The sequence below is a fragment of the Duganella rhizosphaerae genome (genome assembly GCF_040364205.1).
Taxonomy (GTDB): Bacteria; Pseudomonadota; Gammaproteobacteria; order Burkholderiales; family Burkholderiaceae_D; genus Rugamonas; species Rugamonas rhizosphaerae.
Genome location: NZ_BPWK01000002.1, coordinates 468,951 through 492,127, shown reverse-complemented (window position 1 = coordinate 492,127; position 23,177 = coordinate 468,951). Strand labels below are relative to the sequence as shown.

Below are 23,177 nucleotides of genomic sequence, written 5' to 3'. Positions count from 1 at the left end.
AAATGTTTTTCCGGCAAGTTGCAATGCTCATGAAAATTGGAGGAGTTGGTAATGATCAAGGAAACAACGTTGTCCCGTTCTGTACGCATGATCTGCGTGGGCGGACTGGCGCTCGGTTTACAAGCCGCCCACGCCCAGGACGCCGCTACGGAACCGCTGCAGAAAGTACAAATTACAGGTTCGCGGATTTCGGCACCCGGCGCCGAATCGCCGTCGCCGCTGCAAATCCTGACTTCGGCCGATATCGCCGCCTCCGGCGCGGTCAACTTGCAGGAACTGCTGCAAAAGAATCCAACGCTGGGCACGCCGACGCTGAGCCGCACCAACTCGAACTTCCTGACCTCGGGCGCCGGCGTTTCGACCGTCAACCTGCGTAACCTGGGCGATTCGCGCACCCTGGTGCTGGTCAATGGTCGCCGCTTCGTTTCCGGCGTGCCGGGCAGTACTTCGGTCGACTTGAACACCATCCCGACCGACTTCATCGAACGGGTTGAGATGCTGACCGGCGGCGCTTCGGCGACCTACGGTTCGGACGCGGTGGCCGGCGTGGTCAACATCATCCTGAAGAAAAACTTCGACGGCGTACTGGTCGATGCCCAGTCCGGCCGCAGCAGCAAAGGCGATGACCTCAAGAAAAAACTGGCGCTGACCTTCGGCACCACCAGCGCCGACGGCGCCAGCAACATCATGGGCCACTTCGGCTACTCGAATCAAGGCGCGGTGTTCTCCAAAGACCGCGATCGCTCGTCGAAGGACCAGACCTCGTCCATCAGCAAGGGCCACCCTGAACTGGCCTTCATCCCGAAATCCCCGAACTTCTCCGGCTATGCGCCGCAAGGCCACTTCTACGGCGACTCCGAAGACTTCACCTACGACAAGAACGGCAACGTCATCCCGTGGAGCACCAACGGCGTCAACGGCGTCGGCGCGACCGGCTACAACCGTTCCGGCCTGCGCACCATCGCTGTACCGACCGAACGCTACCTGTTCGCGTTGAACGGCACCCACGCCTTCAACGACAACCACAGCGCCTTCTTCGAAGGCACATACGCATCGACCAAGGCCTCGAGCAATATCGAAGCCTTCCCGCTCGGTTCGGACCAGGTCTTCAAAGGCAGCGGCGGCCAGGTTCCGGCCGGCGCTATGGTCAACGGCAAGCTGGTCAAGAACCCGCTGGTGCCGCAATACCTGTACGACCGTATCAGCGACACCGACGGCGACGGCATCCCGGATTACTTCTTCACCCGCCGTCTGTCCGAGTTCGGCGCGCGCCACTCCGACGTCGACCGCGACACCTTCCGCATCTCCACCGGCCTGAAAGGCACGGTCAAGGATTGGAACTACGAGACCTACGTCACCTACGGCAAAACCAAGGAAGCGCAGAGCTCCACCGGCCAGGTCAACATCCCCAACCTGCGCAACGCGCTGAGCGCGATCCCCGGCGCGGCCGGCGGCGCCCCGGTCTGCAGCGACGCCAACGCGGTGGCTGAAGGCTGCGTGCCGATCAACATCTTCGGCTACAACACCATCTCGCCGGAGGCACTGAAATACGTGACCGCCCCGGGCTCGCTGCTGACCGCCGTGACCCAGAAACTGGCCGGCGCATCGGTCAGCGGCGACCTGTTCGAACTGCCGGCCGGCAAAGTCGGCCTGGCGGCCGGTTTTGAATGGCGCAGCGAAGAATCGAGCTCGGTTCCCGACCCGCTGACCCAGGCCGGCCTGAACGCCGGCAACGCGACGCCGCCGACCTACGGCAAGTTCCAGGTGCGTGAAGCATTCGTCGAAACCCGCGTCCCGCTGCTGAAAGACAAGCCGTTCGCCAAGGAGGTGAGTTTCCTGGGCACCTTCCGCCACGGCGACTACTCGACCGTGGGCAGCACCAACAGCTGGAACGCCGGCGGCGAATGGGCCGTGACCTCGGACTTCAAGATCCGCGCGACCCGCGCGCAATCGACCCGCGCGCCGAACATCAACGAGCTGTACCAGGCGCCTAGCCAGGACTTCCCGAACGGCCTGGTCGATCCGTGTGAAGGCGTGTCGTCGTCGTCGAGCTCTGCGCTGGCGACCAACTGCAAGAACGCGCCTGGCGTGGCGGCCAACATGGCGGCACACGGCGGCGTCTTCACGCTGGGCCAGGCCGATCAGCAGGGCATCAGCGGCTACAATACCGGCAATCCGGACCTGAAAGCTGAAAAAGGTCGTTCGACCACGATCGGGGTGGTCATCACGCCGCGTTCGATTCCGTTGCTGAACAAGGTCACCTTTACGGCGGACTACTTCAAAATCAACATCGCGGACGCCATCGTTGGAACCGACCGCCAGTATGCGCTGGACCAGTGCTACAACCAGAATAACCAGGTGTTCTGCAAATTCATCACCCGCCGTCCTGCGCAAACGGGTAACCTGAGCGCCGGCTCGATCCGACTCAGCGATACCGCCGTCACCAACAGCGGCGGCATGGGTACCGAAGGCATCGACATGACCGTGTCGTGGGCGGACAAGGTCGGTCCAGGCCGCCTGAGCGCGCAACTGGCTTACACCTACCTGCGTGAATTCTGGCGCCGGGACATTCCGGAAGACAAGACTGATCCATCCAAAACCCCACGCAACGACGACGTCGGCGAAGTCACCGCCAACGGCATCAACGCTCCGCGCAACAAGGCAGTGTTGAACACGGCGTACAAATGGGGCAGCTTCGGCGCGACCTGGACCGCAACCTATACCGGTCCTGTGGCGCTGGACGACCAGTTCCTGAAAAGCCTGAGCATCGCGCCGGGCACGGTGGGCGTTGGTTCGAAGACCTACAACGACTTCCAGTTCACGTACGACATCAAAAAGGACGCGAAGAAGTCGATGCAGGTTTACTTCGGTATCAACAACGCGTTTGACGCCAAGCCGGCACCGATCATCAGCGGCCTGCCAGGCAACAGCGTCGGCACCGAGACCGATGCGTCGACCTACGACGCCATCGGCCGCCGCTACTACCTGGGCCTGCGCGTTTCGCTGTAATCGCTGTAGCTAATTAAAAAGCCCACCGGCCTGAGTTCGCTCAGTGCCGATGGGCTTTTTTTCGTCTAACGCGTGAAGGTGCGCGCCAGCCACTGCTTCATCGCCGCGATGCGGCCGGGCGGCAGCGTGCACAGCTGCTCCAGCCCCGCTGCCGGGCCGTAGTACAGGAAGTCGGCCGGCAAGCCGAGGTCGCGCAGCAGCTGGGCCTTCTGCTCGTCACTTGACGGTGTCCAGAACGCGCCGATGCCGCGCACACCGGACGCTTCCAATTGCGCCTTGTCCAGCGCCCACATCTGCGCCGGCGGACAGCCGGGCGCATGCTGCTGCGCCGTGATCATATCGGTGCCCAGTAATTGCTTGCGGTGAGCCAGATAGCGCGCAAAGGTGTCACGCAAATCACCGCGCACCCCAAGCTGCCGATAAAATTCATTCTGCCTCGCCATCTGGCGATCGAAGAATTCGCGATTACCGGCCATTGTCGATGTGCGAAACAACTCGCCGGCCTGTGATTCCGTTACATGCACGACCTTGGCGCCATCAAGATAGTTGAAGGTCAGGCCATGTATCGCGACGACCGAGCCAGGCAGGACGGTCTTGGTGGCAGCAGCCGAAAACAGATAACTGGCGCATGCCGACAAACACCGGCCGTCGACCACAATATGCATGTTTCGCTTGCGGATCACGTCGGCAATGTCCAAGGCGCTGGCAATATTGCCGCCGTACGAATCGACCACCACGGTATCGACATGACTGTCCGCAGCTACCGCGGCCTTGAACTGCTCGGCCATGGCATCGTCTATCGTGCCAATCAGCGTGACGTGCCGGGCACCCGCGGAGAGCACTGTCAAACTGAATGACAGGTTTTTCGCAACCGTCTCCCTGATATGCGCCGGCGTAGGTGCCTGTGCGGCGCCGGGCAAGGGCCACAAGGTGCTCATCAACAACAAGTTCAGCACTGCCCGACGAGGTATTTTCATAGTAGATGTTAAATAGTTTATATTAAACATATAGTAACATTCAATTTTCGCCTGGGCAAAAAAAAACCTGCCGGATTGCGCCGGCAGGCTCTACTGGATTCGCGGAAGCTTACTTCGCGGTCATCAGTGCAACGGTGGTGTCCAGCATGCGGTTCGAGAAGCCCCACTCATTGTCGTACCACGACGATACCTTGACCAGACGGCCCGACACTTTGGTCAGGGTCGAGTCGAAGTTCGACGAAGCAGGATTGTGGTTGAAGTCGATCGATACCAGCGGTTCGGTCTGGTAGGTCAGCACTTCTTTCAGCGCGCCTTCAGCAGCGGCCTTCATCAGCGCATTGACTTCGTCCACGGTCGTGTCGCGCTTGGCGATGAACGACAGGTCGACCAGCGAAACGTTGATGGTCGGCACGCGGATCGCGAAGCCGTCCAGCTTACCGTTCAGCTCAGGCAGCACCAGGCCAACCGCGGCGGCGGCGCCGGTCTTGGTCGGGATCATGCTCATGGTGGCCGAACGGGCGCGGCGCAGGTCTTCATGCATCACGTCCGACAGTACCTGGTCGTTGGTGTAGGCGTGAATCGTGGTCATCAGGCCGGTTTCCACGCCGATGGCGTCGTTCAGCGGCTTGACCAGCGGGGCCAGGCAGTTGGTGGTGCACGAAGCGTTCGAGATCACGGTGTCGGTAGCCTTCAGCACGTGCTGGTTGACGCCGTACACGATGGTGGCGTCGACGTCCTTGCCGCCTGGTGCCGAGATGATGACTTTCTTGGCGCCGCCCTTCAGGTGAGCCGAAGCCTTCTCTTTGGTGGTGAAGAAGCCGGTGCACTCCAGCACCACGTCCACGCCCAGATCGCCCCATGGAATTTCCGCCGGGTTGCGCTGCGCGAACACGCGGATCACGTCGCCGTTCACGATCATATTGTCGCCGTCCACCGTCACGGTGCCGGGGAACTTGCCGTGGGCGGTGTCGTAGCGGGTCAGGTGGGCGTTCGATTTGGCATCGCCCAGGTCGTTGATCGCAACGATCTGGATGTCTTGTTTCTTGCCGCCTTCGTAGAAAGCGCGCAGCACATTGCGGCCGATGCGGCCGTAGCCATTGATTGCAACTTTGATCGTCATACTATGCTCCTGATTAGAAAAATAGGTAATGCAACAAGCAATTATAGATTATGCAATGACAGATTTGACTTTCGCCACGACGTTTTCCACCGTGAAGCCGAAGTGCTTGAACAGCACGCCTGCCGGAGCCGATTCACCGAAGGTATCGATGCCGACCACAGCGCCTTCCAGGCCGACGTATTTGTACCAGAAATCGGTTACGCCGGCTTCGATTGCCACACGTGGCAAGCCTTTGGTCAACACGCTGGCCTTGTAAGCGGCGTCCTGACGGTCAAATACATCGGTCGACGGCATCGACACCACGCGCGCCGCGATGCCTTCCGCGGCCAGCGCGGAAGCGGCGGCCACGGCCAGCTCGACTTCGGAACCGGTGGCGATCAGCGTGACCTTGGCGCCGGCCACGTCGCTCAGCACGTAGCCGCCGCGGGCGACGTCGGCGATCTGCTGGGCGCTGCGCTCCTGGTACGGCAGGTTCTGGCGCGAGAAGATCAAGGTCGACGGACCGTTCTTGCGCTTGACCGCCTCGCCCCATGCGACCATCGATTCGACGGTGTCGCACGGACGCCAGTTGTCCAGGTTGGGGATCAGGCGCATCGACGAGACGTGCTCGACCGATTGGTGGGTCGGGCCGTCTTCGCCCAGGCCGATCGAATCGTGGGTGAACACGAAGATCGAACGCAGCTTCATCAGCGCGGCCATGCGCAGCGCGTTGCGGCTGTAGTCCGAGAAGGTCAGGAAGGTGGCGCCGAACGGGATGTAGCCGCCGTGCAGCGTGACGCCGTTCATGATCGCCGACATGCCGAACTCGCGCACGCCGTAGTTGACGTGGTTGCCCGGCTTGCCGGAACGCAGCGCGACGCACTCTTTCCAGTTGGTCAGGTTGGAGCCGGTCAGGTCGGCCGAGCCGCCCAGGAATTCCGGCAGCACCGGCGCCAGCGCCTGGATGGCGTTCTGGCTGGCCTTGCGGGTGGCGATGTTTTCTTTCTTCTCGACGCAGGCGGCGATGCCGGCGGCCAGGGTGGCGTCGAACGCGGCTGGCAGGTCGCCGGCCATGCGGCGGCTCAGTTCAGCGGCTTCGGCCGGGAATTGCTTGCTGTAGGCGGCGAAGGTCGCGGCCCAGTCGGCTTCCAGCTTGGCGCCGGCGGCCTTGGCGTCCCAAGCGGCATAAACGTCGGCCGGGATCTCGAACGGCGCGGCGCTCCAGCCGATGTATTCGCGCACGGCGGCGATTTCCTTGTCGCCCAGCGCGGCGCCGTGCACCTTGTCGCCGCCCTGCAGGTTGGGCGAGCCCTTGCCGATGATGGTCTTGCAGCAGATCAGGGTCGGCTTGCTGGCGGTCTTGGCGGCGGCGATGGCGGCCGAGACGGCGGCGACATCGTGGCCGTCGACCGCGCGGATCACGTTCCAGCCGTAGGCTTCGAAACGGGCCGGGGTGTCGTCGGTGAACCAGCCTTCGACCTTGCCGTCGATCGAGATGCCGTTGTCGTCGTACAGCGCGATCAGCTTGTTCAGGCCCAGCGTGCCGGCCAGCGCGCACACTTCGTGCGAGATGCCTTCCATCAGGCAGCCGTCGCCGACGAAGGCGTAGGTGTAGTGGTTGACGATGTCAAAGCCGGGCTTGTTGAACTCGGCAGCCAGCAGGTACTCGGACAGCGCCATGCCAACCGCGTTGGCGATACCCTGGCCCAGCGGACCGGTGGTGGTTTCCACGCCCGGGGTGACGTCGACTTCCGGGTGGCCCGGGGTTTTCGAATGCATCTGGCGGAAGGACTTGATGTCGTCCATGCTCACCGCGTAGCCGGACAGGTGCAGCAGCGCGTAGTGCAGCATCGAGCCGTGGCCGTTGGACAGCAGGAAACGGTCGCGGTTCACCCATTTCGGGTTGGCCGGGTTGTGGCTGTAATGGCCACTCCACAGCGCCACGGCGATTTCGGCCATGCCCATCGGCATGCCTGGGTGGCCGGAATTGGCCTTCTGGACGGCGTCCATTGCCAGCGCGCGAATCGCGTTAGCCATTTGGGTGGTTGGGAGCGTAGAAGTCATCGTTGGTCTATCACGAAAGTATGGAAACTGGGGGCAATGGGATGCTGCTGTCGTTACTACTGTCTGTGCTGCACTCTTGCTGAACCCATTATTTTACCAGACCGAGGCGTCCACCATTTAAAATTGCGGAACTCAAACCGACCGGATCCGCGCATGCCCCGCTTTTATATCTCCCAGCCTTTGGCCGTCGGCCAGCTCGTCAGCCTGCCCGAGGCGGTCGCCCACCACATCCAGGTGCTGCGCCTGGCGCCGGGCGAACTGGTGACGCTGTTCAACGGCGAGGGCGGCGAATACAGCGCCACCCTGAGCGACATCGGCAAGCGCCACGTCAGCGTCGAGGTCAAGGCGCACCAGCCGCGCGAGGTCGAGCTGCCGTTCGGCATCACGCTGGCGCAAGCGCTGCCCGAGGCCAGCAAGATGGACTGGATCATCGAAAAGGCCATCGAGCTGGGCGTGTCCGGCGTGCAGCCGCTGGCGGCGCAGCGCTGCGTGGTGCGGCTGTCGGCCGAACGGGCGGAAAAGAAGATGGCGCACTGGCAGGGCATCATCGAATCGGCCTCCGAGCAGAGCGGCCGCAACCGCCTGGCCCAGCTGGCGCCGCTGCAAGACTACAAGCAATGGATCACCCAGCAGGACATGCACCGCCGCATCATCCTGACGCCGCGCGCCGGACAGTCGCTGGCCGACTGGGCGCGCCACCAGAGCCCGCAGGCGGTGACCCTGGTGATCGGCCCCGAGGGCGGCCTCAGCGACGCCGAGGAAAACCTGGCGATCCAGCACGGCGCCCTGCCGCTGGCCATGGGCCCGCGCATCCTGCGCACCGAGACCGCCGGCCTGTCGGCCGCCGCCATCCTGGGCGGGCTGTGGGGCGGCATGTAACGGCGTGCGGCGCAATGTAACGTAATGATGTGGAATTCCAACACTTGATCTGGTTTCATGCCGTCCTTGCCTCTGGGGGCAAGGACGACGGGCTATAATTTTTTGGCAGGCAACAAAGCTTCCCTGCCAACCCGTCAACGACTAGAAATGATCACCTCCATGCCCAATCCGCACACGGCGACCGAAGTTGCAATCTTGGAGGCCGCAGCCATCAAAGCCAGCAAGGCTGGACAGGAGGAAGAAGCCGGCCGCACTTGGGCCCGCATCCTCGAACTGGAACCTGCCCACGTGCTGGCGCTGAGCTCACTAGGCAAGCGCGCCTTCCGCCACAACGACATCGCCACTGCGCGCCGCGCCTTCGAGCGCCTGGCGCAAGCCGCGCCCGACGATCCGCAAAGCTGGATCAGCCTGGCGCTGGCCTGCCAGCGCCAGCAAGATGAAAAAGCCGAGGAAATCGCCATCCACAACGCGCTGGTGGCCGACCCTTCGCATATGGTGGCGCTGATCCTGCGCGCCAACCTGCTGGAACGGCAGGGCAAAACCCACCAGTCGGCCTCGGTGTATGGCGCGGTGGCGGCGGTGGCGCCGCCGGCCGAGCAGCTCGATCCCGGCATGCGCGACGCTGTCCAGCATGCGATGCAGTATGTCGACCAGTACCACGCCGGCTACGGCCGCTTCCTGGACCGTTTCCTCGAACAGCAATACCAGCAGTATGCCGGCGAGGACCTGCGCCGCTTTCGCGAATCGGTGGACCTGATGGTGCGCCGCAAGCGCCGCTATGAGTCGGCATCGATGATGTACCACTACCCCGGCCTGCTGCCGCAAGCCTTCCTGCCGCGCGAGCAGTTTCCGTGGCTGGATGCGATCGAGGCTGGTACCGACGCCATCCGCGACGAGTTCCTGCAAGTGCTGCAGGCCGAGGACGGCTTCACGCCCTACCTGACCTACGCCGACGACGTACCGCACAACCAGTTTGCCGAGTTGAACAACTCGCCGCGCTGGAGCGCCTTCCACTTGCTCAAGGACGGCGCGCCGGTGCCGCAGAACGCCGCCCAGTGCCCGCGCACCATGGAACTGCTGGGCGGCGCGCCGCAGCCCGACCAGCCGGGCCGCACGCCGACCGCGATGTTCTCGCTGCTCAAGCCCAAGACGCGCATCCCGCCGCACGTCGGCGTCAGCAACGCACGCCTGGTGACCCACTTGCCGCTGATCCTGCCGGGCCAGTGCGGCTTCCGGGTCGGCAACGAGACGCGCGCATGGCAGATGGGCCAGGCCTGGGTGTTCGACGATACCATTGAGCACGAGGCCTGGAACGACAGCGAGCAGCTGCGCGTGGTGCTGATCTTCGACATCTGGCACCCGCAGCTGTCGCTGGCCGAGCGCGCGATGATCACCGCACTGACCGACGGTATCAACAGCTTCCGGGGCCAGCAGGGCGGCTTCGATCTCTGACTGCTTACTTCGCCTTGGAGAAGGAGTCCCTTTTTTTTCTGGCCAAGAATTCATTTGCCGAATCGGAACGCTGCCATCTTGCGAAGCTGAGTGCTTGTAGCGGGTCCTTGATCGTGTCGGTGGATTGACGGGCTAGCAAGCGACAAAATCTGTCCAATATTGGCAACCCCGGGGCCAGCTGCTCCATTCCAACCGCGCCTGCCCAACGCCTTCCGACTGGTATTAACCAGCACCAACGCTTGGTGTGAGCCTTTGTAAAAAAAACGGCACCCGAAGGTGCCGTTTTGGAACGCGCTTACGACTAAATAAATTAGAAGCGTGCGGTCAGGTTCAGGTAGATGAAGCGACCCAGCGAATCGTAAACCTGTGGGTAGCCGTTACCGTTAGCCGAACCAGCGGCAGCGGTCACCAGGGTCGACACGGTCGGAGGATCTTTGTCGAACAGGTTGTTGACGCCGGCGCTCAGGCTGATCTTCTTGGTGATCGCGTACTGCACGTTCAGGTCGAAGTAGTTACGAGCGGACAGGTGATCTTCGATCTTCGCTGGCAGGTTGGCTGGATCGGCTGCCAGTTGCGCATCGCCGCTCAGGCCTTCCTGCTTGGTCGAGCCGACATAACGCCAGGTCGCCGACAAGTCGAACTTCCAAGGGGTCGACCAGGTCACGCGGGCCTTATGACGCCATTCCGGGGTAGGCGTACCGCAAGTGGCACCGAAGTAGCCTTTGCAGTTGTACGAGCCCAGGCCTGGAACGTTTTCAGTCGACGAGTCCAGCATGTAGGTGCCGTTCAGGTTGAAGTTCATGGTGCCATAGGTGCCGGCACGCATCACGTAGGCAGCGCCCAGATCGACACCGGAAGTGCTGACCGAACCGATGTTGGCGTTGGTGGCTTCGACAAAACCAAGCGGACCATTAGGCGATTCCCACAGGCTGCCGAAGGCGTCGCGTTTGACCAATGCGCAGAAGGCTGGCGTGGCTTTGGTCAAGCACTGGGTCAGAGCAACCGTCGGATCGACGTTCGAGATCGTGTTCTTGATCTTGATCTTGAAGTAATCGACCGTCATGGTCAGGTTCTTGACCGGATTCAGCACCAGGCCCGCCGTGTAGGTCGTACCTTCTTCCGGCGCCAGCGTAGGATTACCACCGGTCAGGCTGGAGTGCTGGTTGGCCGAGTTGTAGTCGATATGGCCGTATTGCGCTGCGGTGACGCCGGTATTGGCGCAGGCTGCCGCGCTGGCGCTGACGACATGCTGTCCTGGGCCGGCGACCAATACACCTTCGCACGGATCGATTGCAGGACCGTTGTTGCCGATCGTACGTGGGTTGTACAGGTTAGGAATGGTCGGCGCACGAACCGCGCGCTGGTAGCTGGCGCGCACACGTGCCATGTCGGCCACTGGCGCCCAGTCGATACCCACGCCGTAGGTGTTGGCGGTGTGGTCGGTGCTGTACTCGGAACGACGGAACGAGCCCGACAGATCCAGCGAATCAGCAAACGGTTTTTTCTCCAGCAGCGGAACGCGGGTCTCGGCGAAGATTTCCTTGACCGAATAGCCGCCTACGACTGGTGGCGATGCGCCGCCTGCGCCCGACAGGTCACCCGACAGGGTGGTGTCATCCGGACGGTAGACCAGCTTCTCGGCACGGCGTTCCACACCGAACGACACGCCTACGCCATTGCTCGACCATGGCGACTTGATGCCATACACGCCCAGGTCGGAACCGATGGTGCCGCCCATGATGATCTGCTGGGTGTAGCCGGTGTTGAGACCCGAAGCGCTCAGGTAGTTCAGCATCGCCGGGGTGATCGCACCGCCGTACAGGTTGTAAGGGACGCAAGCGGTATCGGCGCCGCTGACTGCCGATGCGCAAGTTGCCTTGCCGCCGACGTTGACCACGTCGAAGGCCTTGGCGATCTTAGCCGCCGAGAAGTAGTTGACGTTCGACTCTGCGTGGCTGACACGTGCGTACTGACCGAAAACATCGTACGACCAGTTGTTGATCTCGCCCTTGACACCCAGCACTTCGCGGAATGAGTTGTCGTTGATCGAGTCGATACGTGGACCGCCTTCGACGTTACGCTTGGAAATGCCGACGGTGACTTTCGAGGTCGGCGAATTGGTCAGGCCCAGCGCGGTGCGCCATGCGTCGGTCAGCATCGGGTTGTCGCCGACGATGGTCGCGCGGATGCCGGCAAAGATACCGCCTGGCGCCACTTGCGCGTCGGTCGAGTAGTTGTGGAAACCAAATTCCTGGTAAACCCGCACTTTGTCGTTGATATCGTAGTGCGCCTGGGCGTTGAAGCCGTACATCTGCGAAGGACGTTGCAGATAGTTCAGCGGGCCGAAGTTGTAAGCGTCGGTGGCGCCGTTGTAAGCACGAACACCGCCCTTGCCGTCGTTGGTGAAGGCGCCTACGCGGCCGCTGGCCTGGGTGCCGGAACCAACGCAGGTGAAGGCGTCGCCGCCTTGCAGCGAGCAGGCGCTGAAGTCGCGCGCCGATTGCAGCACCGGATTGGTTTCTTTGTAGGTGAAGAACAAGGTGGCGTTACCCTTGTTGTTGTCGAAGTTGCTACCCAACAGGATGCTGGCATCCTTGGTGCGGCCGTCGAAGTTGACGTTGCCTGGAACCGGGAAGCCGCGCTTGGACACCACACCGGCAACCGCGCTGTGCTGGTCGTGGTTGAAGCCGGCCACATTGGCCTGGACTTCAACGCCTTCGAAGTTGTCGCGCAGGATGAAGTTAATCACGCCTGCGACCGCGCCCGCGCCGTACACTGCGCCGGCGCCGCCGGTCAGCACTTCAACGCGCTTGATCAGGCCGGCTGGAATTTCGTTCAAGTCCGGTGCGGAATCTTTCACGCTACCGGCTGGCAGGCGCTTGCCGTTGACCAGCACCAGGGTGCGGTCGGAGCCAAGGTTACGCAGGTTGGCGGTCGCGGTACCGGAGGCGCCGTTGGAAATTGCCGCGCCCTGCGCTGCAAACACTTGCGGCAGGTTGTTGAGCATGTCTTCGACATTGCGCACGCCGTCGATCTTGATGTCTTTGGCGCTCAGGACCGTCACTGGGCTTGCGCCCTCGGTGTTCAGCGTAGGGATACGCGAACCGGTCACTTCAACTTTTTGCATAGGCTGGTCCGCCTGCTGCGCGGACGCGGCATGCATACCCAGCGCCATCCCGCTGACGAACATCACGCGGATCGAGCGAGACAATACTGTTTCCTTGATCATTATATTGTATTCCTTGGTGTGTTTTATTAGAACGTTTAACGGCATCTTTTGGATAGCAACTAAAAACGACCCATTTCTTTGTTTAACCTCTACCGACTGAGAATAGTCTGGATAAAACTATTCGTTCACCGGCAACTGCACTTTCTCTGCCCCAGGTAAAGATCGGCGCTTGCGTCATCGTTGATGAAATAAAGCCAAACTTTTCCGCTGTTCATAAAAACATAGCAACTCGGCTATTGTCAATGAACCTTACAAGCTTCGGACGAGCCCGCGCCGGGCTGCCGATTCGGTGCACCGGCGTGGTGCGATGCGGCAAAGCGCGGGCGCACAGATTCAGGTAGATGTATTTTTATTAATTTTATGAATTGTCTCGTTCATGCAACATCGCAACAAGGCGCGCACCGGATGGATTAAAAAAGTTTCCGAAAATGCATTTTTAATTTCCTATCAAATAACGAAATGATCGCAAAAAAACAACAACCCGCCCAACTTGCTTGGTTTCCCGTCCTTCTGCGGTGTGTTGTGAGCAAGTACACCAAAATTTTCAACCGTCAAGCCGCAACCGGCGAAAATCAATGAAAAACCGGGGCTTCCCAGAACAAAGCGCATCCAATATGCCAAGGCCAGCACGTTTTTCATCGCCGGCGGCGCACTATGAAGTTTCCAATTTGAAACATAAACGCAACGGATCCCCGATAAAAACCGCTGCCTGCCCGTTTTGGTGCTAGTCGCCTTTTCACAACAAAATCCAAGGTAGTTTACTTGTGAATAATTTCAAAAAAAGAAATACTCAGCACATTGTTAAATGCCTGGGGCCTCAGATTTTGCATGTTTTGCGCTATCGCCACGAATTTCAAATTATTTATAAATAGGCATTCCAATTCTGAAGATTAAATATCCGCAGGAGAAACAAATTGAATGAATAGATAACTTTTGCGGATAATTCCCGTATATATTAATGCCGAGGCAAACCACGGCAATGGTGCGGCGGCATTGTCAACCGGGGCGATAATAAGCGCTGGCCCGCTGAACTTAATATCTCGCAAGCCTCGCTCCAGCGTTTTATATTTAGCGTGCTGCGATTTTCCCGCATTTCAGCGGGCGAACAGCGCCGGCATGGCTGCAATAGGCCGCCATTGCGGGTAAAATACGGGGTTTTACGGGCCGATCCGGGGCAGAACGCCGCCGCGCCCGACTATCATGGCGCCTAGACAGCGCCCTCTCAGGAAGCCATCCATGTTGCGATTAAACGAAGTCAAACTCCCGCTGAACCACGCCGAGGCCGATCTGCCGGCCGCCATCCTGGCGCGCCTGGACATCGCCGCCGACGCCCTGCTCGGCTACACGGTATTCAAACGCAGCTACGACGCCCGCAAGAAAACCGCGATCGTGCTGATCTATTCGCTCGACGTCGACGTCAAGGACGAAGCAGCGCTGCTCAAACGCCTGCACCACGACGCCCACCTGATGCCGTCGCCGGACACTTCCTATAAATTCGTCGCCCACGGCGAGCAGTTGGCCGGCCACGACCAGAACCCGCGCCCGGTGGTGATCGGCACCGGCCCCTGCGGCCTGTTCGCGGCGCTGATCCTGGCGCAAATGGGCTTGCGTCCCATCATCCTCGAACGCGGCAAGCAGGTGCGCGAACGCACCGTCGACACCTTCGGCTTCTGGCGCAAGCGCGAACTCAATCCGGAGTCGAACGTGCAGTTCGGCGAAGGCGGCGCCGGCACCTTCTCGGACGGCAAGCTGTACAGCCAGATCAAGGACCCCAAGCACTACGGCCGCAAGGTGCTGACCGAGTTCGTCAAGGCCGGCGCGCCGGAGGAAATCATCTACGTCAGCAAGCCGCACATCGGCACCTTCCGCCTGGTCAAGATGGTCGAGCAGATGCGCGCCAACATCGAACAGATGGGCGGCGAATACCGCTTTGAAAACAAGGTGGTCGACATCGAGATCGAGCAAGGCCCGGACGGCGGCCAGGTGCGCGGCCTGACGCTGGAAAGCGGCGAGAAGATCGTCACCAACCACGTGGTGCTGGCGGTCGGCCACAGCGCGCGCGACACCTTTGAAATGCTGTACAACCGCGGCGTCTACATCGAGGCCAAGCCGTTCTCGATCGGCTTCCGGGTCGAGCATCCGCAATCGCTGATCGACGCCTGCCGCTTCGGCCCCAACGCCGGCCACCCCATCCTCGGCGCCGCCGACTACAAGCTGGTGCACCACGCCGCCAACGGCCGCGCCGTGTACAGCTTCTGCATGTGCCCGGGCGGCACGGTGGTGGCGGCCGCGTCCGAGCCGGGCCGCGTGGTCACCAACGGCATGAGCCAGTATTCGCGCAACGAACGCAACGCCAACAGCGCCATCGTGGTCAGCATCTCGCCGGAAGTCGACTACCCGGGCCACCCGCTGGCCGGCATCGAGTTCCAGCGCCGGCTCGAGGAAAAGGCGTTTGAACTGGGCGGCGGCACCTACAATGCGCCGGGCCAGCTGATGGGCGACTTTGTCGCCGGCCGCGCCTCGACCGAGTTCGGCAGCGTGGTGCCGTCGTACAAGCCGGGCGTGCACCTGACCGACCTGGCGACCATCCTGCCGGAGTTCGCGGTGAGCGCGCTGCGCGAAGCCTTCCCGGCGTTCGACAAACAGGTCAAGGGCTACTTCAAGCACGACGCCGTGCTGACCGGGCTGGAGACGCGCACCTCGTCGCCGATCCGCATCAAGCGCCGCGACGACACGCTGCAAAGCCTGAACACGCGCGGCCTGTTCCCGGCCGGCGAAGGCGCCGGCTACGCCGGCGGCATCCTGTCGGCCGGCGTCGACGGCATCAAGGTGGCCGAGGCGGTGGCGCTGTCGATGGCCGCCGACCAGCAGCCCTGACACCCCTCCCCCGACCGGCCGCCGCCCCCTCTGGCGCGCGGCCGGCACCCTCCCTCTCCGCTCCCGCGCCTGTTGTCAGGCTGGCAAACCGTCATCGCACATCGCATGAACATGGTTAAACGTTCCGCCATTTCCTACCATTGATCAGCAATAAACAACCAAATACTTTGTATTTTTGTGTAAATAAGTCGTCTTTTTTTGAAATAAGCATAAAAAGTGTTGTTTATTTCAATCTTGTTACAGAGTGTCAATTGACCTTGCCAAGCTCAAGTGGTCTGATGACCGCCTTGGATAATCCATTGATGGATTATTCATTATGAAATTTTCAATGAAAAAGTACTAAGCCGTAACCTCGCTAGGAGTTCAAGCAATGATGATGGAAACTGTAATTTCGCGTTCGCTGCGCCTGATGTTTTCGGGTAGCGCTGCACTGATCGGTGCAGGCCTGCTGTCCCAGCCAGTATTTGCACAGGATACCCCTGTCATACAACGCGTGGAAATCACCGGTTCGTCGGTTAAGCGTGTCGACGCTGAAACCTCGCTGCCGGTACAAGTGGTAACCAAGGCTGAGATCGCCCGCACCGGCGCCACCAGCACCGAAGAGCTGTTGCAGTCGATTTCCGCCTTCTCCTCGGCGGGCGGCACCAGCAACGCCACCGGCGCCGGCACCTCGACCGGCGGCCTGTCGTCGATCTCGCTGCGCGGCCTGGGCTCGACCCGCACCCTGGTGCTGGTCAACGGCCGCCGCCTGGCGGCGTTCGCCGGCAGCGACGGCGCCTCCGTCAACGTCAACGTCATCCCGCTGGCCGCCATCGAGCGCGTCGAAGTGCTGAAGGACGGCGCGTCCGGCGTGTACGGCAGCGATGCGGTGGCCGGCGTGGTCAACTTCATCCTGTCCAAGCAGACCGAGGGCGTGGAAATCACCGGCGGCTACGGCTCCCCATCGCAAAGCGGTGGCGGCCAGAACAGCAAAGCCTCGATCACCGGCGGCTTCAACACCGACAAGCTGAATCTGGTGATGTCGGGCTCCTACGAAAAGGAAAAGGCCCTGTTCGGCCGTGACCGCGACTACGCGGCCACCTCGACCAAGCTGCCTTACTACAACGGCACCGCGACCGGCCTGGGCAACATCCAGGGTTCGTTCACGCCAGGCAAAGGCACCGACGCCGGCTTCAGCTCGGGCGGTTCGGGCTACGGCAATCCGCTGGCCATCGGCGACAAGTGCGGCACCATCAAGATGGGCACGCTGCAAGGCGGCGCCAAGGGTTCGCCTTACTGCTACTACGACAGCGGCCCGGACGTCGGCCTGACGCCTGATCGCGAGCTGTTCAACTTCACCAGCAACCTGACCTACCAGCTCAACGAGAACCACCAGCTGTTCGGCGACGTGCTGTACTCGCAGAGCAAAGTCACCCAGACCTACCAGGCATCGCCGGCGCGCGCCAGCTTCTTCGAGACCGACGGCGAGTTCGCCAAGCAAGGCGTGGACGCGGCACTGCTGCTCTTCCCAAGCAACCCGGTCTACCAGTCGATCGCCGCGCCTTACCTGCACAGCCAGGGCTTCGATTCGCTGATCGGCAAACCGCTGTCGATCACCTCGCGCGTGTTCGACTTCGGCCCACGCCAGAACGTCGACACCGCCAAGCAGGCGCGCGTGGTCGTTGGCGCCAAGGGCACCATCGGCAAGGTCGACTACGAAGTGGCGCTGAGCCACAACGAGTCCAAGCTGAACAGCGCTGTGACCACCGGCTACTTCTCGCAAGTGGCCTACGCCAAGATCATCAACGCCAGCAACTGGAATCCATGGGCTGCAGGCGGCGTGCAAACCGGCGCCCTGGCCGACCAGCTGAAAGGCGCAGCCTTCAGCGGCGACTTCCTGGCCGCCAAATCGACCAGCGACTCCTTCGACGCCAAGATCACCGGCGACTTCTGGACCATCGCCGGCATCACCCCGCAATACGCGGTGGGCGCACAGTCGCGCAAAGAGAACTACACCACCAGCCCTAGCGCGGCTTACCAGTCGGGCGACATCTCCGGCCTGGGCGGCTCGGTCGTACCTATCGACCGCGACCGTACGGTGAACTCGGCGTTCGGCGAACTGAGCATTCCGCTGACGAAGACGCTGGAAGCCAACCTGGCGGTGCGCGACGACCATTACGACGACGTCGGCAATTCGGCCAACTGGAAGGGCAATGTCCGTTGGCAGCCGACCAAGACCTTCCTGCTGCGCGGTTCGTACGGCACCGGCTTCCGCGCACCGTCGCTGGTCGACCTGTGGACGCCGCAGACGCTGGGCACCTCCGAGCAGTTCAACGACCCGGCAACCAAGCAAACCGGCCTGCAAGTCAATGCTCTGTCGGGTGGCAATCCTAACCTGAAGCCGGAGAAGTCGAAGCAGTACTCGTTCGGCGCCGTATGGCAGCCGGTATCGACCGCCAGCATCGGCGTGGACTTCTTCAACATCAACATCCGCGACATCCTGGCGACGCCGTCGGCACAAGAGATCGTGTCGCGCTTCCGCGCCGGCGACCCAGCCTACGCAGGCCTGGTGACCCTGAACGGCAACGACATCGTCAGCATCCGTTCGACGCTGGCCAACACCGGCAACGCCAACGTGCAGGGCCTGGACCTGACGGCCAACTGGAAGGACAACTTCAGCTTCGGTAAGCTGGAAGCCAACCTGAACGGTACCTACATGGATACCTTCGACCAGACCAGCCCGGGCGGCGACGTCTCGCACAAGGTCGGCACCATCGTTGACGGTTCGGGCAACCCGGTGATCGGCGCGCAAAACGGCGGCGTGATCCTGCGCTGGAAGCATCAGCTGGCCGGCACCTGGAGCAAAGGTCCGTGGGCGACCACCCTGGTGCAGAACTATCGCAGCGGCTACCAGGTTGGCCACGACCTGAACGACAACAAAGTGTTCATCTCGTCGGAAGCCACCTACGATGCCAACGTCACCTTCCGCGGCATCAAGAACCTGACCCTGGCGCTGGGCGTGAAGAACCTGTTCGACAAGCAGCCTGACCCGATTGGTACCGCAGTCACCAATCAGTTCCAGTCCGGCTACGACATCAACCAGTACGATCCACGTGGCCGCTTCGTCTACGTGACCGCTGGCTACAAGTTCAAGTAACCGCAAGACGTAAAAAAGCCCGCGCAGCTTCAGGCCGCGCGGGCTTTTTTTCGTTTAAGAGGCGAACCCCGAACCGAGGCGGGGTCTGACCCCGTACGGGGTCAGACCCCTGCGGCCGCAGTGCGGGTTACAGCCAGCCGGCCTTCCTGAAGCGCCGGTGCAGGTACAGGCATACGCCCACCATCACCAGCACCGCCATCGGATAGCCGTACTTCCATTCCAGCTCCGGCATGAACTTGAAGTTCATCCCCCACAGTCCGGCAAACGCGGTGACGATCGCGAAGATCGCAGCCCATGCCGCCAGCCGCTTGTTCACTTCGCTCTCCTCGATCGCCACCATCGACAGGTTGACCTGGATCGCCGTGGCGATGGTGTCGCGGATGCCGTCGAGCGAGGCGCTGATGCGGTGCAAATGGTCATGCACATCGCGGAAGTATTCCTGCGTGTCCTGGCACATGGCCGGCACGCGGCCGCCGTGCAGCCGCCCCACCGCTTCCATCAGCGGCGACACCACATGGCGCACGATGGTCACCTTGCGCTTGAGCTCATACAGCCGCTGGATGTTGTCGCGCTGCTTGCCCTGGCTGAAGATCAGCTCCTCGATTTTTTCCAGTTCCGTTTCCAGCATGTCCAGCACCGGGAAGTAGCGGTCCACCACCGCGTCCATCAGCGCGTACAGCACGAAGGCCGGACCGAGGCGCAGCATGTGCGGCTCCTTCTCCGCCCGCGCGCGCACGCCGAGGAAGCCCTGCTGGCTGTGGCTGTCGCGCGCCGACAGCACGTAGTTGTCGCCGACGAAGATATCGACCTCGCCGACGTCGATATCATTGTTGCGGCACTCGATGGTCTTGACCACCACGAACAGCGAATCGCCGTACTCTTCGATCTTGGGCCGCTGGTGGCCGCGCCGCGCATCCTCCACCGCCAGCTCGTGCAGGCCGAACTCCTGCTGCATGATCGCCAGTTCGTCCGGCTGGGCATCGCGCAGGGCGACCCAGACAAAGGTCTCCGGCTTCTCGATGTAATCGCTGATCTCCTCGACCGGAATGTCGGCCAGCTTCTGGCCGTCCTGATAGGCCACACAATTAATCAGCATACTGTTTCCATAAAAAAAAAGCTCCTGGCTTCGTCAGCCAAGAGCTTACCTCAAACCCCGCACTGCGGCACACAGGGGTCGGACCCCGTCCGGGGTCCGACCCCTTTCTTGCGGGTTAAGCCTTCACTCAATCGTCCTTGGCGCCGTCGATGCCGAGTTCGGCGATCTTGCGGGTGATGGTGTTGCGGCCGATGCCCAGGCGCACCGCCGCGTCGTTCTTGCGGCCGTGCGTGTGCTTGAGCGCGGTGCGTATCAGCGCCGACTCGAACTGCCGGCCCAGCACCGCCATCACTTCCTGCTGCCCGCCGCTGAGCATGCTGGCGGCCTGCGCTTCCAGCAAGCCCAGCCACGCGTCCGGCGCGCCGGACGCTGCCGATGCGTGGGCGCCGCCGCTGCCGCTGTCGGCCACCGGCATCGCCATCACCGTGCCGTGATGCTGGATAGTCGCGTAGCTCTCGGCCGGCGCCGGCGCGTGGCCCTGCTCCTGCGTCAGCTCCAGCGGCAAATCCTTCACCTCCACCGTCTGGCCCGGCGCCATCACGGTGATCCAGTTGCACAGGTTTTCCAGCTGGCGCACATTGCCCGGCAAATCCAGGCCGCTGAGGAATTGCAAGGTGGAGTCGCTCATGCGCTTGGCTTCCACGCCCAGCTGCTTGGCGCTCTGCACCAGGAAGTGGCGCACCAAAATAGGGATGTCCTCGCGCCGCTCCCTCAAACTGGGCAGGCGCAGACGGATCACGTTGAGGCGGTGATACAAGTCTTCGCGGAACAAGCCTTCGCGCACGCGCTGTTCAAGGTTCTGGTGGGTCGCGGTGATCACGCGCACATTGGCCTTGAGCGGCTGGTGGCCGCCGACGCGGTAGAAGTGACCGTCCGACAGCACGCGCAGCAAGCGCGTCTGCAAATCGAAGGGCATGTCGCCGATTTCATCGAGGAACAGCGTGCCGTTCTCGGCCTGCTCGAAGCGGCCGCGGCGCGTGGTCTGGGCGCCGGTGAAGGCGCCGCGCTCGTGGCCGAACAGTTCGGACTCCAGCAAGTCCTTCGGAATCGCCGCCGTGTTGAGCGCGATGAAGGGCTGCGCCGCGCGCGGGCTGTGCTTGTGCAGCGCGCGCGCCACCAGCTCCTTGCCCGAACCCGATTCGCCGGTGATCAGCACCGTCACGTTCGACTGCGACAGGCGGCCGATGGCGCGGAACACTTCCTGCATCGCCGGCGCCTGGCCGAGGATTTCCGGGGTTTCCGACGGCCCCGATTCAACGCTGGTCTCGCGCAGGCTCTCGTCCAGCGCGCGGCGGATCAGCTCGACGGCCTTGTCGATGTCGAAGGGCTTGGCCAGGTATTCGAAGGCGCCGCCCTGGAAGGCCGCGACGGCCGAATCCAGGTCGGAGAAGGCGGTGATGATGATGACCGGCAGGCCGGGGAAGCGCGACTTGACCAGTTGCAGCAGGTCGAGGCCGGAGTCGCCCGGCATGCGGATGTCGGACACCAGCACCTGCGGCGTCTCGAACTCCAGCGCGGCGATGGCGTCGCGCGCGTTGGCAAAACTCTTGGTGGCCAGGTTTTCCCGTGCCAGTGCTTTTTCCAGTACCCAGCGGATCGATTCGTCGTCGTCTACTATCCAGATTGGCTTCATGTGTTGTGTGTATCCCGCAATATGGATCGTCAATCAAGGGACCCGGCATCCGCCCCCTGCCCGCCTGGGCTTATGGCAATGGCAGCAGGATGCGGAAGTCCGTATATCCAGGCCGGCTCTCGCACTCGATCACACCCATGTGCTGTTGCACGAAGGTTTGCGCTAGGGTCAGACCCAAGCCGCTGCCGCCCTCCCTGCCCGACACCAATGGGTAGAAAATCCGGTCGCGGATCTGGGGTGCGATGCCCGGTCCATTGTCAATGATATGCAAGTCTAATGCCAGCCCGTAGCGGACCTTGGCCAGCGTGACTTGACGGGCCACGCGCGTCTTGAAAACGATCTCCGCATCGCCGTTGTCGATGCGGCTGGCCAGCGCCTGGGCGGCGTTGTGCGCGATGTTGAGCACGGTCTGGATCAGCTGCTCCTTGTCGCCGCGGAACTCGGGGATCGAGGCGTCGTAGTCGCGCAGGATCGTCAGGCCGGACGGGAACTCGGCCAGCATCAGGCTGCGCACGCGCTCCAGCACTTCGTGGATGTTGACGTCGCCGACGATGTGCGGCCGGCGATGCGGCGCCAGCAAACGGTCGACCAGCGTTTGCAGCCGGTCCGCTTCCTTGATGATGACCTGGGTGTACTCGCGCAGCTGGCCGGCGTGCAGCGCCGGCAGCTCCATCTCCAGCAGCTGCGCGGCGCCGCGGATGCCGCCCAGCGGGTTCTTGATCTCGTGCGCCAGGTTGCGGATCAGCTCCTTGTTGACCTGGCTCTGGTCGAGGATGCGTTCCTCGCGGTCCAGCTTGAGGTGCTGCAGGTGCTCGCGCAGCTCGATCAGGATGTGGCCGGGCGGCTCGTCCAGCGCCGAGACGATGCTGTGCACGTGCAGCGCATCGCGCCCGGCCCGCTCCAGCATCAGGTCCTGGCGCAGGTCGGAGAACTTGTGCTCGCGCGCCTGGTTGCAGATGTTGTCGAGCTCGCCGGGATTGAGGAACTGCGCGCTCAGCGTCTGGCGCGACAGCGCCTTGAGCGAGCTCTCCAGCAGATTCTCTGCGGCCGCGTTGGCATAGACGAACCGGCCCTCGGCGTCCAGCAGCACCACGGCCGAAGCCAGCAGCTCCAGGCCCGCCAGTGCCGGCGGGCGGTGCTTGCCGGCGTTAAGACTCGTAAGGCTCATAGTAAACTCGTCATCGGATGTTCGCGATCTCACGCTTCAAGGCTTCGATATTCTTTTCCGAGCGGCCGATGTTGTCGCGCATGGCGGCCACCCGCTCCTGGTATTTGGCGTAGTTGCGCTCGTCGCCGCGCCGTTCCGGCTCGCCGTTGTTGAACTCCTTGCGCAGCTCCGCCAGTCTTTGCGTCTCGTTCTTCAGCTCTTCTTCCAGGATGCCGCGGCGGTCGGCGTCGCGGGCGCGCTGTTCGGCGCTGTCGACGCGCGGAAAGTCGCCCGGCGTGCTGACCGGCGCCGGCACGTTGCCGCTGCGCGCAGGCGTGCCCTGGCGGCGCGGTGGCGCCGGGATCACCGTGCCCGGCAAATCCATGGACTTGCAATAGCTGCCGCGGTTGATGTCGGTGTACTCGATGCCGCCGTTGGGCGTGACGCACTTGTAGATCTGCGCCTGGGCCGCACCGCAGCCCAGCAGCGCCAGCAACACGCATCGTTTAAAGCTAGTTGTCATTCGAAATCCATGGGTGAAACTATCCATCCCGAATATACAACATCCAAAGAAAAACG

Annotated in this window: 14 protein-coding genes; 5 read left to right on the top strand and 9 right to left on the bottom strand. The window is 62.2% G+C overall.

All coding sequences use genetic code 11. The features are described 5' to 3' along the window. Positions 1 to 69: 69 nt before the first annotated feature. Entirely contained in the window at positions 70 to 3,009 is a 2,940-nt protein-coding gene (locus tag RUGAMON1_RS06115) for a TonB-dependent receptor plug domain-containing protein (protein WP_445229655.1), read from the top strand. Between the two features lie 65 nt (positions 3,010 to 3,074). On the opposite strand, the gene RUGAMON1_RS06110 is transcribed toward RUGAMON1_RS06115, so the two are convergent. The 3 genes from RUGAMON1_RS06110 to tkt all read right to left on the bottom strand — a co-directional run bounded on the left by RUGAMON1_RS06110 (position 3,075) and on the right by tkt (position 7,149). Next, complete coding sequence (locus tag RUGAMON1_RS06110; RefSeq protein ID WP_445229654.1) at positions 3,075 to 3,947, bottom strand: ATP-dependent Clp protease proteolytic subunit; 873 nt, start codon at positions 3,945 to 3,947, stop codon at positions 3,075 to 3,077. Positions 3,948 to 4,095: 148 nt separating this feature from the next. Next, positions 4,096 to 5,106 (bottom strand): type I glyceraldehyde-3-phosphate dehydrogenase, encoded by a 1,011-nt coding sequence (gene gap / locus RUGAMON1_RS06105; protein ID WP_020705225.1) that lies wholly within the window; start codon positions 5,104 to 5,106, stop codon positions 4,096 to 4,098. Positions 5,107 to 5,154: 48 nt separating this feature from the next. Then, entirely contained in the window at positions 5,155 to 7,149 is a 1,995-nt protein-coding gene (gene tkt / locus RUGAMON1_RS06100) for a transketolase (RefSeq protein WP_445229653.1), read from the bottom strand. 153 nt (positions 7,150 to 7,302) lie between these two features. Here tkt and RUGAMON1_RS06095 point away from each other — a divergent pair, with 153 nt between their 5' ends. Continuing rightward, positions 7,303 to 8,028, top strand: a complete 726-nt coding sequence (locus RUGAMON1_RS06095; RefSeq protein ID WP_445229652.1) for a 16S rRNA (uracil(1498)-N(3))-methyltransferase — start codon at positions 7,303 to 7,305, stop codon at positions 8,026 to 8,028. Positions 8,029 to 8,175: 147 nt separating this feature from the next. Then, entirely contained in the window at positions 8,176 to 9,480 is a 1,305-nt protein-coding gene (locus tag RUGAMON1_RS06090) for an aspartyl/asparaginyl beta-hydroxylase domain-containing protein (protein WP_445229651.1), read from the top strand. A 310-nt stretch (positions 9,481 to 9,790) separates the two neighbouring features. On the opposite strand, the gene RUGAMON1_RS06085 is transcribed toward RUGAMON1_RS06090, so the two are convergent. Together RUGAMON1_RS06085 and RUGAMON1_RS06080 are read right to left on the bottom strand one after the other, a co-directional pair. Further along, complete coding sequence (locus RUGAMON1_RS06085; RefSeq protein WP_445229650.1) at positions 9,791 to 12,691, bottom strand: TonB-dependent receptor domain-containing protein; 2,901 nt, start codon at positions 12,689 to 12,691, stop codon at positions 9,791 to 9,793. Positions 12,692 to 13,156: 465 nt separating this feature from the next. Beyond that, positions 13,157 to 13,348: a hypothetical protein gene (locus RUGAMON1_RS06080; protein ID WP_445229649.1), complete on the bottom strand. Its 192-nt coding sequence runs from the start codon at positions 13,346 to 13,348 to the stop codon at positions 13,157 to 13,159. A 597-nt stretch (positions 13,349 to 13,945) separates the two neighbouring features. Between RUGAMON1_RS06080 and RUGAMON1_RS06075 the strand changes: the two genes are divergently transcribed. After that, positions 13,946 to 15,586, top strand: a complete 1,641-nt coding sequence (locus RUGAMON1_RS06075) for an NAD(P)/FAD-dependent oxidoreductase (RefSeq protein ID WP_445229648.1) — start codon at positions 13,946 to 13,948, stop codon at positions 15,584 to 15,586. A gap of 370 nt (positions 15,587 to 15,956) precedes the next feature. After that, positions 15,957 to 18,722, top strand: a complete 2,766-nt coding sequence (locus tag RUGAMON1_RS06070; RefSeq protein WP_445229647.1) for a TonB-dependent receptor — start codon at positions 15,957 to 15,959, stop codon at positions 18,720 to 18,722. 127 nt (positions 18,723 to 18,849) lie between these two features. On the opposite strand, the gene corA is transcribed toward RUGAMON1_RS06070, so the two are convergent. The 4 genes from corA to RUGAMON1_RS06050 form a co-directional block, all read right to left on the bottom strand. Further along, positions 18,850 to 19,818 (bottom strand): magnesium/cobalt transporter CorA, encoded by a 969-nt coding sequence (gene corA / locus RUGAMON1_RS06065; protein WP_445229646.1) that lies wholly within the window; start codon positions 19,816 to 19,818, stop codon positions 18,850 to 18,852. A 127-nt stretch (positions 19,819 to 19,945) separates the two neighbouring features. Further along, on the bottom strand, positions 19,946 to 21,451 hold the full coding sequence (ntrC, locus tag RUGAMON1_RS06060; protein WP_445229645.1) for a nitrogen regulation protein NR(I): 1,506 nt from the start codon (positions 21,449 to 21,451) through the stop codon (positions 19,946 to 19,948). Positions 21,452 to 21,521: 70 nt separating this feature from the next. Next, positions 21,522 to 22,619, bottom strand: a complete 1,098-nt coding sequence (gene glnL / locus RUGAMON1_RS06055) for a nitrogen regulation protein NR(II) (RefSeq protein WP_445229644.1) — start codon at positions 22,617 to 22,619, stop codon at positions 21,522 to 21,524. 10 nt (positions 22,620 to 22,629) lie between these two features. Next, positions 22,630 to 23,121, bottom strand: coding sequence for a DUF4124 domain-containing protein (locus RUGAMON1_RS06050; RefSeq protein WP_445229643.1), 492 nt, complete (start codon positions 23,119 to 23,121; stop codon positions 22,630 to 22,632). Between the last annotated feature and the right edge of the window lie 56 nt (positions 23,122 to 23,177).

What these genes read in the sequence shown, in the direction of transcription:
- RUGAMON1_RS06075 (WP_445229648.1), top strand. Translation starts at nt 13,946, where the DNA reads ATGTTGCGATTAAACGAAGTCAAACTCCCGCTGAACCACGCCGAGGCC.
- tkt (WP_445229653.1), bottom strand. Translation starts at nt 7,149, where the DNA reads ATGACTTCTACGCTCCCAACCACCCAAATGGCTAACGCGATTCGCGCG.
- RUGAMON1_RS06070 (WP_445229647.1), top strand. Translation starts at nt 15,957, where the DNA reads ATGATGATGGAAACTGTAATTTCGCGTTCGCTGCGCCTGATGTTTTCG.
- gap (WP_020705225.1), bottom strand. Translation starts at nt 5,106, where the DNA reads ATGACGATCAAAGTTGCAATCAATGGCTACGGCCGCATCGGCCGCAAT.
- RUGAMON1_RS06050 (WP_445229643.1), bottom strand. Translation starts at nt 23,121, where the DNA reads ATGACAACTAGCTTTAAACGATGCGTGTTGCTGGCGCTGCTGGGCTGC.
- corA (WP_445229646.1), bottom strand. Translation starts at nt 19,818, where the DNA reads ATGCTGATTAATTGTGTGGCCTATCAGGACGGCCAGAAGCTGGCCGAC.
- glnL (WP_445229644.1), bottom strand. Translation starts at nt 22,619, where the DNA reads ATGAGCCTTACGAGTCTTAACGCCGGCAAGCACCGCCCGCCGGCACTG.
- RUGAMON1_RS06095 (WP_445229652.1), top strand. Translation starts at nt 7,303, where the DNA reads ATGCCCCGCTTTTATATCTCCCAGCCTTTGGCCGTCGGCCAGCTCGTC.
- ntrC (WP_445229645.1), bottom strand. Translation starts at nt 21,451, where the DNA reads ATGAAGCCAATCTGGATAGTAGACGACGACGAATCGATCCGCTGGGTA.
- RUGAMON1_RS06080 (WP_445229649.1), bottom strand. Translation starts at nt 13,348, where the DNA reads ATGAAAAACGTGCTGGCCTTGGCATATTGGATGCGCTTTGTTCTGGGA.
- RUGAMON1_RS06090 (WP_445229651.1), top strand. Translation starts at nt 8,176, where the DNA reads ATGATCACCTCCATGCCCAATCCGCACACGGCGACCGAAGTTGCAATC.
- RUGAMON1_RS06110 (WP_445229654.1), bottom strand. Translation starts at nt 3,947, where the DNA reads ATGAGCACCTTGTGGCCCTTGCCCGGCGCCGCACAGGCACCTACGCCG.